13 protein-coding genes, 2 tRNA genes and 1 pseudogene are annotated in these 15,966 nt (G+C 58.5%); 5 read left to right on the top strand and 11 right to left on the bottom strand.

Annotation, left to right across the window (positions count from 1 at the left end; genetic code table 11):
• Positions 1–48: 48 nt before the first annotated feature.
• Positions 49–2,130, top strand: coding sequence for a carboxy terminal-processing peptidase (locus PCPL58_RS09775; protein ID WP_173926058.1), 2,082 nt, complete (start codon positions 49–51; stop codon positions 2,128–2,130).
• A 117-nt stretch (positions 2,131–2,247) separates the two neighbouring features.
• The gene (locus tag PCPL58_RS09770) at positions 2,248–4,020 is read left to right on the top strand and encodes a GGDEF domain-containing protein (protein WP_065351031.1); all 1,773 of its coding nucleotides are present in this window, start codon (positions 2,248–2,250) and stop codon (positions 4,018–4,020) included.
• Positions 4,021–4,037: 17 nt separating this feature from the next.
• On the opposite strand, the gene PCPL58_RS09765 is transcribed toward PCPL58_RS09770, so the two are convergent.
• The 5 genes from PCPL58_RS09765 to PCPL58_RS09745 form a co-directional block, all read right to left on the bottom strand.
• Positions 4,038–4,409 (bottom strand): hypothetical protein, encoded by a 372-nt coding sequence (locus PCPL58_RS09765; protein WP_003430937.1) that lies wholly within the window; start codon positions 4,407–4,409, stop codon positions 4,038–4,040.
• Positions 4,406–4,747 (bottom strand): helix-turn-helix domain-containing protein, encoded by a 342-nt coding sequence (locus tag PCPL58_RS09760; protein WP_003368334.1) that lies wholly within the window; start codon positions 4,745–4,747, stop codon positions 4,406–4,408. The genes PCPL58_RS09765 and PCPL58_RS09760 overlap by 4 nt, the downstream gene beginning before the upstream one ends.
• A 100-nt stretch (positions 4,748–4,847) precedes the next feature.
• Positions 4,848–5,300, bottom strand: coding sequence for a YkvA family protein (locus PCPL58_RS09755; RefSeq protein WP_003430931.1), 453 nt, complete (start codon positions 5,298–5,300; stop codon positions 4,848–4,850).
• A gap of 366 nt (positions 5,301–5,666) precedes the next feature.
• A complete protein-coding gene (locus PCPL58_RS09750) occupies positions 5,667–6,440 on the bottom strand; it encodes an FKBP-type peptidyl-prolyl cis-trans isomerase (RefSeq protein ID WP_065349309.1) in 774 nt (257 codons plus the stop codon).
• A 206-nt stretch (positions 6,441–6,646) separates the two neighbouring features.
• Complete coding sequence (locus PCPL58_RS09745) at positions 6,647–8,056, bottom strand: DUF4329 domain-containing protein (RefSeq protein ID WP_065349308.1); 1,410 nt, start codon at positions 8,054–8,056, stop codon at positions 6,647–6,649.
• 247 nt (positions 8,057–8,303) lie between these two features.
• Between PCPL58_RS09745 and PCPL58_RS09740 the strand changes: the two genes are divergently transcribed.
• Positions 8,304–8,822, top strand: a complete 519-nt coding sequence (locus tag PCPL58_RS09740; protein WP_065349307.1) for a cupin domain-containing protein — start codon at positions 8,304–8,306, stop codon at positions 8,820–8,822.
• 32 nt (positions 8,823–8,854) lie between these two features.
• Here the strand turns inward: PCPL58_RS09740 and PCPL58_RS09735 are convergent, their stop codons facing one another.
• The 5 genes from PCPL58_RS09735 to PCPL58_RS09715 all read right to left on the bottom strand — a co-directional run bounded on the left by PCPL58_RS09735 (position 8,855) and on the right by PCPL58_RS09715 (position 11,538).
• Positions 8,855–9,247, bottom strand: coding sequence for a VOC family protein (locus tag PCPL58_RS09735; RefSeq protein ID WP_003368327.1), 393 nt, complete (start codon positions 9,245–9,247; stop codon positions 8,855–8,857).
• A 56-nt stretch (positions 9,248–9,303) separates the two neighbouring features.
• Positions 9,304–10,494: a CaiB/BaiF CoA transferase family protein gene (locus PCPL58_RS09730; protein ID WP_065349306.1), complete on the bottom strand. Its 1,191-nt coding sequence runs from the start codon at positions 10,492–10,494 to the stop codon at positions 9,304–9,306.
• 125 nt (positions 10,495–10,619) lie between these two features.
• On the bottom strand, positions 10,620–10,940 hold the full coding sequence (locus PCPL58_RS09725) for a hypothetical protein (protein ID WP_414860612.1): 321 nt from the start codon (positions 10,938–10,940) through the stop codon (positions 10,620–10,622).
• A 424-nt stretch (positions 10,941–11,364) separates the two neighbouring features.
• A tRNA-Asp gene (locus PCPL58_RS09720) sits at positions 11,365–11,441 on the bottom strand.
• A 21-nt stretch (positions 11,442–11,462) separates the two neighbouring features.
• Positions 11,463–11,538: transfer RNA gene (locus tag PCPL58_RS09715), tRNA-Val, on the bottom strand.
• Positions 11,539–11,709: 171 nt separating this feature from the next.
• Here PCPL58_RS09715 and rdgC point away from each other — a divergent pair.
• Both rdgC and PCPL58_RS09705 read left to right on the top strand, forming a co-directional pair.
• Positions 11,710–12,630, top strand: coding sequence for a recombination-associated protein RdgC (gene rdgC / locus PCPL58_RS09710; protein ID WP_003317427.1), 921 nt, complete (start codon positions 11,710–11,712; stop codon positions 12,628–12,630).
• 96 nt (positions 12,631–12,726) lie between these two features.
• A pseudogene (locus tag PCPL58_RS09705) lies at positions 12,727–13,678 on the top strand (bile acid:sodium symporter family protein).
• A 214-nt stretch (positions 13,679–13,892) separates the two neighbouring features.
• Here the strand turns inward: PCPL58_RS09705 and PCPL58_RS09700 are convergent.
• Positions 13,893–15,767 carry an MFS transporter gene (locus PCPL58_RS09700; RefSeq protein ID WP_054080792.1) on the bottom strand — a complete coding sequence of 625 codons (1,875 nt, stop codon included), beginning with the start codon at positions 15,765–15,767 and terminating at the stop codon, positions 13,893–13,895.
• Between the last annotated feature and the right edge of the window lie 199 nt (positions 15,768–15,966).

Raw genomic sequence — 15,966 nt, 5'->3', positions numbered from 1 at the left:
CAAAGACGGCCTAATATGCGTTATCAATTGTCCTCGCGTCGAATCAGCATGAAGCAATTATTCCCCAGCACTGCCCTCGCACTGTTTGTCGGCCTTAGCGTTTTGCCGATGTCAGCCAGTACCTTTGCCGCCAACAGCTGGGATAGTCTTCAGCCGGACCGCGACGAAGTGATTGCCAGTCTCAACGTGGTTGAGCTGCTCAAACGACATCACTACAGCAAGCCGCCCCTGGACGACAAGCGTTCGGCGATTATTTACCAGAGCTACATCAAGCAACTGGACCCCTCGCGCAGCTATTTCATGGCCAGCGACATTGCCGATTTCGACAAATGGCAGTTCCAGTTCGACGACTTCCTGAAAAGCGGCGACCTGAACGCCGGCTTCACCATCTACAAGCGCTATCTGGACCGCGTCAATGCGCGTCTGAATTTTGCGCTGGCCGAGTTGGGCAAGGGCGTCGACAAGCTCGACTTCAATACCAAGGAAACCCTGCTGGTCGACCGCAAGGACGCCGCATGGCCCAAGGATACTGCCGAGCTCGACGAACTGTGGCGCAAGCGCATCAAGGATGAAGTCCTGCGTCTGAAGATTGCGGGCAAGGACCCGGCGAAGATTCAGGAAACCCTGACCAAGCGCTACAAGAATCAGCAGGCGCGTCTGAACCAGACCCGTGCCGAAGATATCTTCCAGGCCTACATCAACACGTTCGCCATGTCCTACGACCCGCACACCAACTACTTGTCACCTGACAGCGCGGAGAACTTCGACATCAACATGAGCCTGTCGCTGGAAGGCATCGGCGCCGTGTTGCAGAGCGACAACGACAACGTGAAGATCGTGCGTCTGGTCCCGGCAGGTCCGGCGGCCAAGACCAAACAGGTCGCTCCGGCCGACAAAATCGTGGCCGTTGCCCAGGGCGACAAGGAAATGGTCGACGTGATCGGCTGGCGCCTCGATGAAGTGGTCAAGCTGATTCGCGGTCCGAAAGGCTCGGTGGTACGCCTGGAGATCATCCCGGCCAGCAATGCACCGAACGACCAGACCAGCAAGATCGTCGCCATTACCCGTGAAGCGGTGAAGCTTGAAGAACAGGCGGCCAAGAAGTCGATCCTGCACCTCAAGCAGGACGGCAAGGATTACAAGCTCGGGGTCATCGACATTCCGGCCTTCTATCTGGACTTCAAGGCCTACCGTGCTGGCGATCCGGAATACAAGAGCACCACCCGTGACGTGAAGAAACTGCTCACCGAATTGCAGGCCGAGAAGGTCGACGGTGTGGTACTGGATCTGCGCAACAACGGTGGTGGTTCGTTGCAGGAAGCCACCGAGCTGACCAGCCTGTTCATCGACAAGGGCCCGACCGTGCTGGTGCGTAATGCCGACGGCAAGGTCGACGTCCTGGAAGACGAAGCCAAGGGCGCGTTCTACAAAGGCCCGATGGCATTGCTGGTCAACCGTCTGTCTGCGTCGGCGTCGGAGATTTTCGCCGGGGCGATGCAGGATTATCACCGCGCGCTGGTGATCGGTGGCCAGACCTTCGGTAAAGGCACCGTGCAGACCATTCAGCCGCTCAATCACGGCGAACTGAAACTGACACTGGCCAAGTTCTATCGGGTTTCCGGTCAGAGCACCCAGCATCAGGGCGTGATACCGGACATCACGTACCCATCGCTGATCGACACCAAGGAGATCGGCGAGAGCGCGCTGCCCGAAGCCATGCCGTGGGACAGCATCAAACCGGCGATCAAGCCGGCAATCGACCCGTTCAAGCCGTTCCTGGCCCAATTGCAGGCGCGTCATGAAGCACGTTCGGCAAAAGACGCCGAGTTCGTGTTCATCGAGGATCGCCTGGCGCTGGCCAAGAAGCTGATGAACGAGAAGACCGTCAGCCTCAATGAAGCCGACCGTCGTGCCGAGCATGCGTCTATCGAAAGCAAGCAACTTGTGCTGGAAAACACCCGCCGCAAGGCCAAGGGTGAAGAGCCGCTCAAAGAGCTGAAGAAGGAAGATGAAGACGCGCTGCCGGTAGAAGACGAGAAAACCAAACCCGAGGACGATGCCTACCTGGCAGAGACCGGGCGCATTCTCATCGACTATCTGGGTCTGAGTGCGGCTGTCGCGAAAAAGTAACGCAGGCTCATTGATGGCCAGTTAGCCGCAACGTCATCAAACAGTCATGAAGCTGTCGTGAAATACGGGGCTGAACGCGAAAGCGCTCAGCCCTTTTTCATTCTCTCCGAGACGACCATGACCATAACAGAGCAGCTGAGCGCACTGAGTTCCATTCTGGCTCGTGGTGATTTGCACAGCTTGTTCCAACCCATCGTCTCGCTGTCGGAGCACCGGATTCTGGGCTATGAAGCCTTGACCCGCGGCCCGTCCAACAGCGCCCTGCACTCGCCCCTGAATCTATTCGCCATCGCCCGCCAGGCCGGGCGTCTGAGCGAGCTGGAGTTAAGTTGTCGAGACAGCGCCTGCCGACGTTTCAGTCAGCAGAAGTTGCCGGGCAAGCTGTTTCTCAACGTCTCCCCCGAATCGCTGCTCGAAACCTCTCATCCTCCGGGTCGGACGCTGGAAATGCTGCGCCGATACCACATCGCGCCGAAGGACGTGGTCATCGAACTGACCGAGCAGATGCCTACCGACGATTTCGACCTGCTGTACAACGCCTTGCATCACTATCGCGACATGGGCTTCTCCATTGCGTTGGACGATCTCGGTGCCGGTTATTCGAGCTTGCGACTGTGGTCGGAGCTGCGCCCGGACTATGTGAAAATCGATCGGCACTTCATCGACGGCATTCATCAGGATGCGGTGAAGCGCGAGTTCGTCGGCTCCATGCTGCAGATGGCCAAGGCTTCCAGAGCGACGGTGATTGCCGAAGGCATCGAATTGCCCGAAGAGCTGGCGACGCTGAAAGACATGGGTGTGAACCTGGTTCAAGGCTATCTGCTGGCGCGCCCTCAGGAGCGCCCGCCGCGCGACACTCGCGCCATGCTGCCCAGAACAGAGATCGCAGTGACGCCGCTCAACGAAGAAGCGGCCGACCTGTCTGCCCTGCTCAACCCGCAGCCATCGGTCAGCCAGTCAACTCCCACTGCTGAAGTGCTGGAAGCGTTTCGCAGGCAGGCCAACCTCAACTCTTTGGCGGTGCTGGATGACGACGCCCGACCGTGTGGCATCGTCCACCGGCACTCATTGTCCGAGGCCCTGCTCAAGCCCTTCGGCACCGAGCTGTTTGCCCGCAAACCGATCAGCCGTCTGATGAGCAGTGACTTTCTGGCCGTGGAAGTCAGCCAGTCGCTGCAACAGGTCAGCCGGCTGTTGACCAGCCGTGCCCGGCAACGCATCGAGGAGGATTTCATCATCACCTCGAACGGTACCTATCTTGGGCTGGGCCGGGTGATCGACGTGCTCAAGCTGATTACCGAAATGAAGATCCAGCAGGCACGTTACGCCAACCCGCTGACCCTGCTGCCCGGCAACGTCCCGATTCAGCAGTGCCTGACTCGACTGCTGCAGCAAGGCCGCGCATCGATGATCTGCTACGTGGACATCGACAGTTTCAAGCCCTTCAACGACATCTACGGTTATGCCCGTGGCGACGAGGTGCTGCTGTGTCTGGCGCAATGCCTCAACGACCGCATCGATCCGGCAAGGGACTTTGTCGGGCACATCGGCGGAGATGATTTTCTGATGGTGCTGGGCTTTGATGACTGGGAACGACGCCTGAAAAGCCTGCTGGATGATTTTCAGAATCAATGCCGTCGTTTCTACCGCGCAGAACACCTGGAAGCCGGGTGCTTCATCGCCCTCAACCGGCAGGGCCAACGCCAGGAATTCCCACTGCTGTCGCTGTCGATCGGCGTGGTGCACCTGCATGAAGAAAGCTGCACGTTGGTCGATGCCAGCCAACTGGCCGACCTCGCTTCACAGGCCAAGCACTTCGCCAAGGATGTCGCCGGAGCAAGCATTCACGTCATAGATTCGACGCGGCTGGATTTGTTGATGCAGGCGTGAGTGCCGGTGCCATTCCCCTACTGCGCTTCAACTTCCGGATAACTGTATTCGAACACCCGAACCACTTCCGAGGCATGCCATGAGGCTGCCGCGACGCCGTCCGAAGGTCCGGAGAAACGGCCCAGGCGTTCGGCACACTCGAAAAAACCAGGACGCGGCAGGCGGCTTGCGCCCTGACTGATGACCAGCGAACTGCGCAAGGGCTGTTCAGCGCGGGCATCCATGGCGGCGAGGTGCTCAAGAGCCGCCGTCAGGGTCTGCATGGCCGGACTGGGCAGTTGCAGGCGTTCCACCAGCGCGCGATAGGTCAGCAGATGCCGTTGGCGACGGGCCAGATCGAGCTCATTGAGCAGCCCGTCCCAATGCTGACGACTGATGCGCACGCTCACGACTCACCTCGCCAGCCCGGCACCCCAAGCTCCCACGCCAGGCTGCGCTTGATGGCGCCGTCCGGCTCACGAGTACCGTTCTCGATCAATTCCAGATAGGACGGGCTGATCCCGACGGTACGCGCCAGGCTCGCCGCTTCAAGGCCCTTGGCCTCGCGCAGTGCACGCAACTCATCGAACCCGGGAAGCTCACCGGCGGTAGTGCCGGAAGTCGATACAGCTGGCTCGCTGGAAGGTTTGCCGGCCAGTCCGGCAGCCTTGAGCAGCGCTTGATACTGCGCCCAGGGCAGCACTGCATATTCAGGCTCCCCGTCACGGGATATCACTTGAAGATCCATAGAGTCACCTTGTACTACACGACCGCATACTGATCAGGCCTGATCCATAGGCAGGCATCTTAACAGCGGAACGCCAGGGCTTGTGTTCAATCCGTGAGACTTACACCTTACCCCGCTCTTGCTCCAGCAGTGCCTGAGTCTTCGGCAGTTGCTCGACCACGATGAGTTTCTCGGGCGATTGCTGCGCCCGCCATGCACGAAAGGCATCCAGTTCATTGCTCAAGTGCTTGGTAACCCATGCAAGCACGGCGATGTCATCGAGCATGCCGAGGCCGGGTATCCAGTCGGGGATCGCATCCAGCGGGCTGAGGAAGTACATCAGACCGGCGACGATGGACAGAATTGCTTTGGGGCTGATGCTGCGGTATTCGCCCCGCCAGTAAGCCAGGCACAAGGCCTGCAGCAAACGCAGGTCTTCCTTGAGCTTGCCGAGACGATTACCTTCACTGTTGCCCTTGCGCGCGACAGCGAACAATAGCCCTGGCAATCGCCCGGCTGCCAGCAGACGCCGGGCTCCGGGCAGATAACGGATAAAATTCCACGGTGCTTTCATACCCACTCCCGCTCAGCAAAATGTCGTTCGATAAAAGCAGGTCCGCTGGACCTGTCTGGCCAAAGCCACAAGGTTATCCACAATAATTGTGGATAACCTTGTGAACAGTGGCTTTTTTCCAGCCTCAACCCCCCGTTTTCGGGGGGCCACAGTCAAATCGGGCGTTTTTTACTCACAAAAAAACTACAAACGTGTGAACCCGACACCCTCTATGAGACGAGTGCCTTGATCCTGCCGGACTGTCGGACAATGCTTTTGCATGCATCCATGGTAGTGGGACTGCCCGAATGGCCAAGCGTTCGGGAAATAAGCCGGACACAAAAACGCCCTGTCGAGACAGGGCGTTTTCTGTAGCCAGGTGGAGCGTTACTTCTTGGCCGGAGCCGAAGCGGCAGGGGCTGCCTCTTCTTCTTCGTCGGCATCAGCACCCGCAGTCGGTGCCGCTGCAGGGTCTTTGATACCCAGCAGTTCGAGATCGAACACCAGTACCGAGTTGGCCGGGATCGCCGGGCTCGGGCTCTGTGCGCCGTAAGCCAGATCACTCGGGATGAAGAGTTTGATCTTCTCGCCGACGTGCATCAGTTGCAGGCCTTCGACCCAACCCGGAATCACACCGCCAACAGGCAGGTCGATCGGGCTGCCGCGCTCAACAGAACTGTCGAAGACCTTGCCGTCGATCAGCTTGCCTTCGTAGTGAACAGTCACAACATCGGTAGGCTTGGGCTGAGGGCCGTCGGCTTTCTTGATGATCTGATACTGCAGGCCGGAAGCGGTGGTGACCACGCCGTCCTTCTTACCGTTCTCTTCGAGGAATTTCTTGCCAGCGGCAGAAGCCTCTTCGCTCATCTTCGCCAGACGCTCTTCGGAACGCTTTTGCAGCGCGGAGAAGGCTTCAACCAGCTCTTCGTCCTTGAGTTTCTGATCTTTCTTGCCGATAGCGTCTTCGATACCCAGGGCTACAGCCTTGGAATCCAGATCATCCATACCTTCCTGAGCCAGGCTTTTGCCCATGTTCAGACCGATGCCATAAGACGCTTTTTGTGCTGGGGTTTTCAGCTCAACGGTGCTGGCTTGCTTGTCACAACCTGCGAGTACCAGACCGACCAGGGCAATCGCCGCTGCCAACCGATGCTGTTTCATGCTAATTCCTTGTTCATGCGCCAAAAGGGCAAACGAGTAAAGCCGCGAGCTTATCAGGCCGCCGCGATCAATGGCTACCGGCATGAGAGGGAGAAAACGCCGATAAGTTCAGGTATCCAAAGGTTTTCCCGGATCTGTACCGCATTGTTCAGTTGCAGTTCAGTTTGTGATTCGCGACGGCAAGGCGCCGGCACGCTGCACAGGGCTCAGGCCACGGGACTGATCACACCGGCATCGGGCCAGCGCTCACTGGTCTGCAGCACGCGCAGATGCCCGGCCCGCGCCACCCGAAGGACGAAATCCTGCACGCTGAGGGTACCGGCCGCGAGTTGCGCCTGAATGGACCCGGCCCCTGAATAGACACGCGATACGCTTTGCAACAGTTGAAACTCCTCGTCGGACTGGCTGGGTGTGTAACAAAGCAGTGCGCCGTCGGCTGCCGAGAAATAAACGGCGGACATTTCGAAACCATAGCGAATCGGCACGCCTTTGCGGCGCTGGGCCGGTTTGTGCCGATAGCTGAACATCCGATGCAGGTCATCCGGCTCGAAGAAATCGTTCATCACTTCACGCCCACCCTCGACGGCCAGATTGGCTGAACAGAAATACATACCGTCCACACGATAGCCGTCAGGTAATGCAGGCCGGTAATACGCATCGGGGTGGAACGCCGAACACGGCGCATACACTGGCATGCCGTCATCGAGCATCGGCTCGGCAATCCGATAGGCTCGGGTGACCGGATTGAACAGAAGAAAACCGATGATCTGTGAATGAATACGACTGCCGATACGGCCATGTGCGTAGCGTGCAGCCTCATCGGCGCTATCGAACGGCGCGCTGAGGCTCAAAGATCGGGGCGGCCATTGCACGTCGCAGCTTGCGGGCGATTTGACCGGCGCCGCGCGAGCAGCGGTTGCGTCAGGATACGGGTGCCAGTCGGCCAGCACTTTGCCCGCCCGTCCCCACAGGAGGCTGGGCACTATCACACGCAGATCCCCGGCACCGGCCAGCAGACGAACCACATCACTGGGCATCATGCTGAGGTTCTGCAACGCCTGGTGGATCTGGCTGAGTTCACACAGGTGCGGCATGCTCGGCGGACCGGAGACGCGCGCAAACAAGGCGTCTTCGGCGGCAGAGCGGGACAGTGTGTATTTGATCAGGGAACCGTCAGGCCCGGAAAGATAGGTCGCCGAACACACCTTCTGATCATCGATCACTGCGTAAATGTCGCCGACTGAAAGGCTGTTCGGGTAAGTAACCTTCTCACTCTCCGGCCACTCGTCGAGCCCGGCCTGCAGTGACGGGTGAGAATGGTAGACCGCATAGTCGTCATGCCCATGCGGGTAGAGCACATAACCTTCCTGCTCGTTGCGCGGGAAGACTTCATTGGGATCGAAGCTGAACTGGCTGCCATTCATGGGTTCGGTCGCGATGTATTTGCCATCCCTGCGAACCAGAATGAAACCGCCGTATTCGCGATCACGCCGGTCGCCGATCCGCTCATGAGCATAACGCGCCGCATCATCAGGATGATCGAACGGCGCGCTGAGCGTCGGCATATCGGGGTGGTGATCGATGGATCGCTTGAAGAGTCTTTTTCTGGGGTGCATGCACGGCTCCTTGAAAGCCTGACTGATTGAGCCATGAGCGTAAGGAAACCCTAGACAGCGAGTGACATAGATGAATATGACGTTATGTAGATCGGCCAGCGCCGAACAACATGAAATTAAAGATAATTTTTAAGCGTTCCGGGATGTGCTTCGATCCGCGGCGTGGGCGAATCGGCCCAGACCCTGCGTCGACCATCGCGACTGGCGACCAGGGCTTACGCAGTTTGTCGTGCTCAGGAACATTTTTATGCAACCGACCACTCGTTTTCGCTCAACGCGCTCGACAGCTCGCCAATTGGCAAGCCTGGCCTTGATCGCCACAGCAGCCCTGTTGCCGGTCAGCGCAGCCTATGCCGCCAAGAAGCCGCCGATAGTTGTCACTGAGGGCATCAAGGCCTACCGCCTGTGCACAGGCCCCGACAATCTGTCACACGTCATCGAGGGTTCGATCGATCAAAAAGCCATGACCGATGTCAGCACCCTGCACTTCAAGGAAACCCCGGCGCACTCCACCTATGACTGGCATCCGGCACCCGAAGAGCAGTACGTGATCACCCTGTCCGGCACTCTGGAATTTTCCACCACCGGCGGCGAGAACTTTGTCCTGCACCCCGGAGAAGTGTTGCTGGCGCAGGACACCACCGGCCCTGGCCATCGCTGGAAACTGATCGACGACCAGCCGGGGCGACGCGCGTACATCATCACCAAGCCAGGTGACAAAGGCGCGTTCGTGCCGAAAGACGGAGCGCCTGCGAAGGGCTGCTGATGCAGTGATGCAGCCGCCCTCATAGAGTGCGATTAAATCGACACATCCGCCGCTGGCTCGGAAATTTCGATCAGGTTCAGATCCGGATCACGCACATACACCGACCAGATCGGCCCGGTAGCACCGGTGCGCTCGACCGGGCCTTCGACGATCGGCCAGTCCTGCTCCTGCAGGTGCACAATCACCTGCTCCAGCGGGATGGTGGCGATGAAACACAGATCCAGCGCACCCGGAACCGGCAAATGGGCCTTGGGCTCGAACTCCTTGCCGCGTTCATGGACATTGATTTTCTGATTGCCGAAGCGGAATGCCAGACGCCCCTGACGAAAGCGTTCAGGGGTCATACCCAGAACGCGTACGTAAAAGTCCTTGCAGGCGTCGATATCGGCAGTGGTCAGTACCAGGTGGTCCAGATGATCAATCACGGGATCAGCTCCGTTTGAAATAGAGTTCTTTTTTACGACAACGGCCACGTTTCGGATCAGATAATGCCAAGCCGACGCCATTCGGCACGTGTAGCAGCGTCTATACCATGCGCTTCAAGCACGGCATCGGTGTGTTGACCGAGTGTTGGCGCAGACGATGTTACCTGGCCCGGCGTGGCTTGAAGTTTAGGCACAATCCCCGGAAGGGTGACGGGTGTTCCGTCGTCCAGCGTGCCCTGCAACAGCATGTCCCGCGCCTGATAATGCGGGTCACTGGCAATGTCAGCAGCGTCGTAAATCTTGCCTGCCGGAATGCGTGCTTCGTTGAGCGCCGCAACGACTTCGTCCATCGAGCGTTCGGCGGTCCAGGTCGAAATGGCCGCATCGATGCGCGCAACGTGCCTGACCCGCCCGTCGTTATGCTGAAGTTCGGGGTCGCTGGCCAGGTCCATGCGGCCGATCTTTTCCATCAGGCGCCGGAAGATGCTGTCGCCATTACCCGCGATCAGCGCGTACTTGCCGTCATTGCAGCGGTAGGCATTGCTCGGAGCGATGCCAGGCAGACTGCTGCCAGCCGGCTCGCGGACAGTATCGAATACCGAATATTCGGGAATCAGACTTTCCATCATGTTGAACACTGACTCGTACAACGCGACATCTATCAGCTGCCCCTCGCCACCGTTCTGCTCGCGGTGACGAAGCGCCAGCAGAACGCCGATCACACCGTGCAGCGCAGACAGCGAATCGCCAATCGATACGCCGACACGTACTGGCGTGCGCCCTGCCTCACCGGACAGATGACGCAAACCGCCCATCGCCTCGCCGATCACGCCAAAACCCGGCCGGTCGCGATACGGGCCGGTCTGCCCGTAGCCAGAGACACGCAGCATGATCAGTTTCGGATTGAGGGCGTGCAGCGCTTCCCAGCTCAACCCCCAGCCTTCAAGTGTGCCGGGGCGGAAGTTCTCGACCAGTACATCGGCATCCCGGATCAGCCGCCGTACCATTTCCTGCGCCTGAGGCTGGCGCAGATCGAGGGTCACGGACTGTTTGTTGCGGGACTGCACCGCCCACCAGACGGACGTGCCGTTATGCAGCAAACGCCACTTGCGCAGGGGGTCCCCGGTCAGCGGCGGCTCGACCTTGATGACCTCGGCACCGAACTCGGCGAGGATCTTCGCCGCGAACGGCCCGGCAATGAGCTGACCCAGCTCCACCACCTTGATGCCCTGAAGAGGCAGGCTCATGACACGTCCTTTCTTGTTGGGAGGTGGAGGAATGATCTGCGCAAATGCGCTGGATGGAAAGCCGGACGGTGCGCTGCCAGATCGGACCGCCGTAAAAAACCCCGCACCAGGCGGGGTTCATTGAATCAATTACTGCAGGCCAACTGGAAACTCATCGAGGCATCACCCGAGGCTCCCCGTTTGCCGACCATAAGCCCCAATACATTGACCTGCTCTGTTGTTGCAGCGCCGCCCAACTTGGCGTGCCCGTAGAACAACCGCTCATGATCACTGGTATCGATGGAAGATACCGAGCAAAAACCTGGAGACTTTTCAAACTGCCCTTCCTTGAAGAGCACTTTATAAGTCGCGAAGTAGTCTTTCTGACTGCTGTAACTTACAGACTTGATCCACGGCGACGACTGAGCAACGACATTGCCGTGCTGGTCGATGGTTGCGGTGTGCAGTGCGCGCCCGCAGAGAGGATCAAGGCTGTGGTGCCTGCAAGCAGTTTAAAACGATTTTTCATAGTTATCCCTTAACTCACTACCGTATCAGACCGCCTCGATTCGGCGGTCGGCTTGGATTAATTATTCTGGGTAATCAAGAGCACTCCTGATGCCTGAATACCCGATCAACCCATGCAGCTAATACCAGCAAAGAGGATAAATCAAGCGTTCACCGGAGCTAACTAACAAGCCTGGTTTTAACTTCAATATTTAAGGAAATTACTTACATTCGCGAAGAATAATTCTTACAGAACTTCAATAGAACTGCCGCAGGGGCATTGCACGAGGAGGGTTGGGATTTCCAGACGACAAAAAGCAAAAAGCCCGCACTAGGCGGGCTTTCTGTTTGCTTCAAGGAGTTCAAGGGCCTTGAAGCGGAATATGGCGCAGCGGACGGGACTCGAACCCGCGACCCCCGGCGTGACAGGCCGGTATTCTAACCGACTGAACTACCGCTGCGCGTAACACTAAAAGCGAGTTTGGTGGGTGATGACGGGATCGAACCGCCGACCCGCTGCTTGTAAGGCAGCTGCTCTCCCAGCTGAGCTAATCACCCTTCACTCTCGGTGTGGCGCGCATTCTACGGAGCGACCTGTACTCTGGCAAGCACTTTTTCAAATAATTTTTATAATCCTTCCAAAGGCTTACAAACGCTCTGTACAGGGTTGGCCCCAGCGGCTGAGGAGCGAATAATGCCCGCCTTTGTATAGAAAGAGAGATTCACCTCATGTGGTTCAAAAACCTGCTTGTCTATCGCCTGACCCAGGACGTGCCTTTTGATGCCGAAGCGCTGGAGACAGCACTGGCGACCAAGCCGGCGCGCGCCTGCGCCAGCCAGGAGGTAGCCACCTATGGTTTCGTCGCTCCTTTCGGCAAGGGTGAAGACGCTCCATTGGTACACATCAGTCAGGACTTCATGCTGATCGCCGCACGCAAGGAAGAACGCATTCTGCCGGGCAGCGTCGTGCGTGACGCGCTCAAGGAAAAGGTCGACGAGATCGAAGCCGAGCAGATGCGCAAGGTCTACAAGAAGGAACGTGATCAGCTCAAGGATGAAATCATCCAGGCGTTCCTGCCGCGCGCCTTTATCCGCCGCTCCGCCACCTTCGCCGCCATCGCGCCGAAACAGGGCCTGATCCTGGTCAATGCCTCCAGCCCGAAACGCGCCGAAGACCTGTTGTCCACTCTGCGCGAAGTCATCGGCTCGCTGCCGGTACGTCCGCTGACGGTCAAGGTTTCACCAAGTGCGACCATGACCGACTGGGTCAAGACCCAGAAAGCAGCCGACAACTTCTTCGTGCTGGACGAGTGCGAGCTGCGCGACACCCATGAAGATGGCGGTATCGTGCGCTGCAAGCGTCAGGACCTGACCGGCGACGAAATCCAGCTGCACCTGAGCACAGGCAAGGTCGTGACCCAGCTGTCGCTGGCCTGGCAGGACAAATTGTCGTTCGTGCTGGACGATAAACTGGTGGTCAAGCGTCTGAAGTTCGAGGACCTGCTACAGGATCAGGCCGAACAGGACGGTGGTGACGAAGCGTTGGGGCAACTGGACGCCAGCTTCACGCTGATGATGCTGACCTTCGGCGAGTTCCTGCCGGAGCTGTTCGAGGCACTGGGCGGCGAAGAGATTCCGCAAGGCATCTGATACGCGCTTTTGCAACATTGCCGCTCGAAACACCGCGCCGTCTCGTCAGACGGCGCATTCATTTCATCCCGGTTATTCAACAAGAAGGAGCAGGCCATGCGTGCGTTGGCAGCCTTGAGTCGTTTTGTCGGCAACACGTTTGCCTACTGGGTTTTGTTGTTCGCCATTCTGGCATTTCTGTTTCCGCAGGTTTTCATCGGCCTGAAAAGCTGGATCGTGCCGCTGCTGGGGCTGGTCATGTTCGGCATGGGCCTGACCCTGAAACTTGACGACTTCTCCGAAGTGGCGCGTAACCCGTGGCGAGTGGCGCTGGGTGTGATCGCGCACTTTGTAATCATGCCCGGTGTAGCCTGGTTGCTGTGCCAGGTGTTTCAACTGCCGCCGGAGATCGCCGTGGGCGTGATTCTGGTCGGTTGCTGCCCGAGCGGCACTTCATCCAACGTCATGGCCTGGCTGACCAAAGGGTGATCTGGCGCTGGCGGTGGCAATCGCTGCGGTCACTACCCTGCTCGCCCCACTGCTGACCCCGACCCTGATCTGGTTCCTCGCTTCGGCGTGGCTGCCGGTGTCTTTCCTCGATATGTTCTGGTCGATCCTGCAACTGGTCATGCTGCCGATTGTGCTCGGTGTGGTTGCACAGCGCCTGTTGGGTGCGCGGGTCAGCTATGCCGTGGACGTGCTGCCGCTGGTCTCGGTGGTCAGTATTGTGATGATTGTCTGCGCCGTAGTCGCCGCCAGCCAGGCGAAAATCGCTGAATCCGGCCTCCTGATCATGGCGGTGGTGATTCTGCACAACACGTTCGGTTTTCTGTTGGGTTATTTCACTGGCAAGGTTTTCAAGCTGCCATTGGCGCAACGCAAGTCGCTGGCGCTGGAGGTCGGTATGCAGAACTCGGGGCTGGGCGCTGCGCTGGCGAGTGCTCATTTCTCGCCGCTGGCGGCGGTGCCAAGTGCGCTGTTCAGTGTCTGGCACAATATTTCCGGGGCGTTGCTGTCGACGTATTTCAGGAAGATGCCGGAGGAAGAGAATACGTCCAGGCCGCAGTGACGCTTTGCTTCATACAGCTGTTCTGTGACATCAGGCGGATTGGGGTTCAGGCTCGACTATCGCTCCCACGCTCCGCGTGGGAATGCCGTTCGTGATGCTCCGCGTCACACAGCGGTTCTGTGACATCAGGTGGATGTGGGTTCCGGCTCAGGTCACCTTTGGCTATCGTGCCAACGCGAAGTGATTGGCACGTCAGTCGTACGGAGCGCCGACGCTACTGCACTTTCCCTCTCAGTGCTTTCACTTCTTCGCGCACGTCCACGGGGGTTGCCACGTCTGCTGCAATGGGCGAGCCGGCAACCAACACGACGCGAGACCACAGGCGGCGAAACAGGGTCTTGCTCGGGTCGCGGCTGAAGAAGCTGCCCCACAGGCCTTGCAGTGCCAGTGGAATGACCGGTACCGGGGTTTCCTGAATGATGCGGCTCATGCCGTTCTTGAAGCCGTTGATTTCGCCGTCGGTGGTCAGTTTGCCTTCCGGGAAGATGCACACCAGTTCGCCTTCTGCGAGGTACTGGGCGATGCGTTTGAACGATTTCTCGTAGATGTCCATGTCTTCGTTACGCCCGGCAATGGGAATGGTCCCTGCAGTGCGGAAGATGAAGTTAAGCACGGGCAGTTGGTAGATCTTGTAGTACATGACAAAGCGGATCGGGCGCCTCACTGCGCCGGCAATCAGCAATGCATCGACAAAGGACACATGGTTGCAGACCAGCAGCGCCGCGCCTTCGTCAGGGATACGGTCCAGATTGCGGTGTTCAACGCGGTACATGGAATGGCCAAGCAGCCAGATCATGAAGCGCATGGTGAACTCGGGGACGATCTTGAAGATGTAGATATTGACCGCGATGTTCATCACCGATACGGCCAGAAACAGCTGCGGGATCGACAGTTTGGCAACGCTCAGCAGCAGGATCGAGACAATCGCCGAGACCACCATGAACAGCGCGTTGAGAATGTTGTTGGCGGCGATGACGCGCGAGCGCTCTTTCACCGGCGTGCGCGACTGGATCAAGGCGTACAGCGGCACGATATAAAAGCCGCCGAAGATGCCGATACCGAGAATGTCGAACAGCACCAGCCAGCCCTGCCCGGAAGACAGCACCGCCAGCCAGTCGTTGGCCTGCACGTTCTGCGGGAAACCGCCCGAATGCCACCACAGCAGCAGGCCGAAAATCGTCAGGCCCATCGAGCCGAACGGCACCAGCCCGATCTCGACCTTATGCCCGGACAAGCGCTCGCAGAGCAGCGAGCCCAGCGCGATGCCGATGGAGAACACGGTCAGAATCAGGGTAACGACCGTTTCGTCGCCGTACATCCATTCCTTGGCATAGGCCGGGATCTGCGTCAGGTAGATCGCCCCCACGAACCAGAACCACGAGTTGCCGACAATCGAGCGCGAAACCGCAGGCGTTTGCCCCAGCCCCATGCGCAAGGTCGCCCATGACTGGGTGAAGATGTTCCAGTTGAGCTTCATCTCCGGCGAGGCGGCATCGGCACGCGGGATACCGAAGCTGGCCAGGAACCCCAGGCAGGCGACCAGCACGATGGCAGCCGCCACCACCCAGGCATAGTGCGAAGAAGACATCATCACACCCGCGCTGATGGTGCCGGCCAGAATCGCCAGAAAGGTGCCCATCTCGACCAGCGCGTTGCCGCCGACCAATTCGCTCTCGCGCAGGTGCTGGGGCAGGATCGAATACTTGACCGGTCCGAACAGCGCCGAATGCGTGCCCATGGCGAACAGCGCGGCGAGCATCAACTCCAGATGATTGAACAGAAAACCTGCGGCACCGACCGCCATGATGACGATCTCACCGAACTTGATGATCCGGATCAACTTGTCCTTGGGGTACTTCTCACCGAACTGCCCGGCCAGCGCCGAGAACAGAAAGAACGGCAGGATGAACAGCAAAGCGCACAGATTGACGTAGATCGAACGATCCCCGTCGATGCTCAACTTGTAAAGGATGGCAAGGATCAATGACTGCTTGAAGATATTGTCATTGAACGCCCCAAGGGACTGCGTAATGAAAAACGGCAGGAAACGGCGTTTCCCGAGCAGGCTGAATTGTGACTGTTGGCTCATCGTCCGTGGTCCTGAGAGGCTGGGGTGAACTGACGCAGCGGCCAATCCGAGGCACATTGAAGACGTAACGCTGACGAATGTCGATAGGACATTTCTTTTTACAAAACCTGTGTCGCTTTTTTTATCACCTCGGGCTTGGTCGGGGCAGCTGCGACACCGCGCCACGCTCGACCTTGGTCGACAAAGACGAAGCGCAGCC

The organism is Pseudomonas cerasi (assembly GCF_900074915.1).
Taxonomy (GTDB): Bacteria; Pseudomonadota; Gammaproteobacteria; order Pseudomonadales; family Pseudomonadaceae; genus Aquipseudomonas; species Aquipseudomonas cerasi.
Note: the sequence above shows the minus strand (reverse complement) of the source record. Positions and strands in the feature narration are given on the sequence as shown.

Excerpts from the sequence above, each read along its gene's own strand:
- PCPL58_RS09775 (WP_173926058.1), top strand. The coding sequence starts at position 49 with ATGAAGCAATTATTCCCCAGCACTGCCCTCGCACTGTTTGTCGGCCTT.
- PCPL58_RS09770 (WP_065351031.1), top strand. The coding sequence starts at position 2,248 with ATGACCATAACAGAGCAGCTGAGCGCACTGAGTTCCATTCTGGCTCGT.
- PCPL58_RS09760 (WP_003368334.1), bottom strand. The coding sequence starts at position 4,747 with ATGGATCTTCAAGTGATATCCCGTGACGGGGAGCCTGAATATGCAGTG.
- PCPL58_RS09755 (WP_003430931.1), bottom strand. The coding sequence starts at position 5,300 with ATGAAAGCACCGTGGAATTTTATCCGTTATCTGCCCGGAGCCCGGCGT.
- PCPL58_RS09750 (WP_065349309.1), bottom strand. The coding sequence starts at position 6,440 with ATGAAACAGCATCGGTTGGCAGCGGCGATTGCCCTGGTCGGTCTGGTA.
- PCPL58_RS09745 (WP_065349308.1), bottom strand. The coding sequence starts at position 8,056 with ATGCACCCCAGAAAAAGACTCTTCAAGCGATCCATCGATCACCACCCC.
- PCPL58_RS09740 (WP_065349307.1), top strand. The coding sequence starts at position 8,304 with ATGCAACCGACCACTCGTTTTCGCTCAACGCGCTCGACAGCTCGCCAA.
- PCPL58_RS09730 (WP_065349306.1), bottom strand. The coding sequence starts at position 10,494 with ATGAGCCTGCCTCTTCAGGGCATCAAGGTGGTGGAGCTGGGTCAGCTC.
- rdgC (WP_003317427.1), top strand. The coding sequence starts at position 11,710 with ATGTGGTTCAAAAACCTGCTTGTCTATCGCCTGACCCAGGACGTGCCT.
- PCPL58_RS09700 (WP_054080792.1), bottom strand. The coding sequence starts at position 15,767 with ATGAGCCAACAGTCACAATTCAGCCTGCTCGGGAAACGCCGTTTCCTG.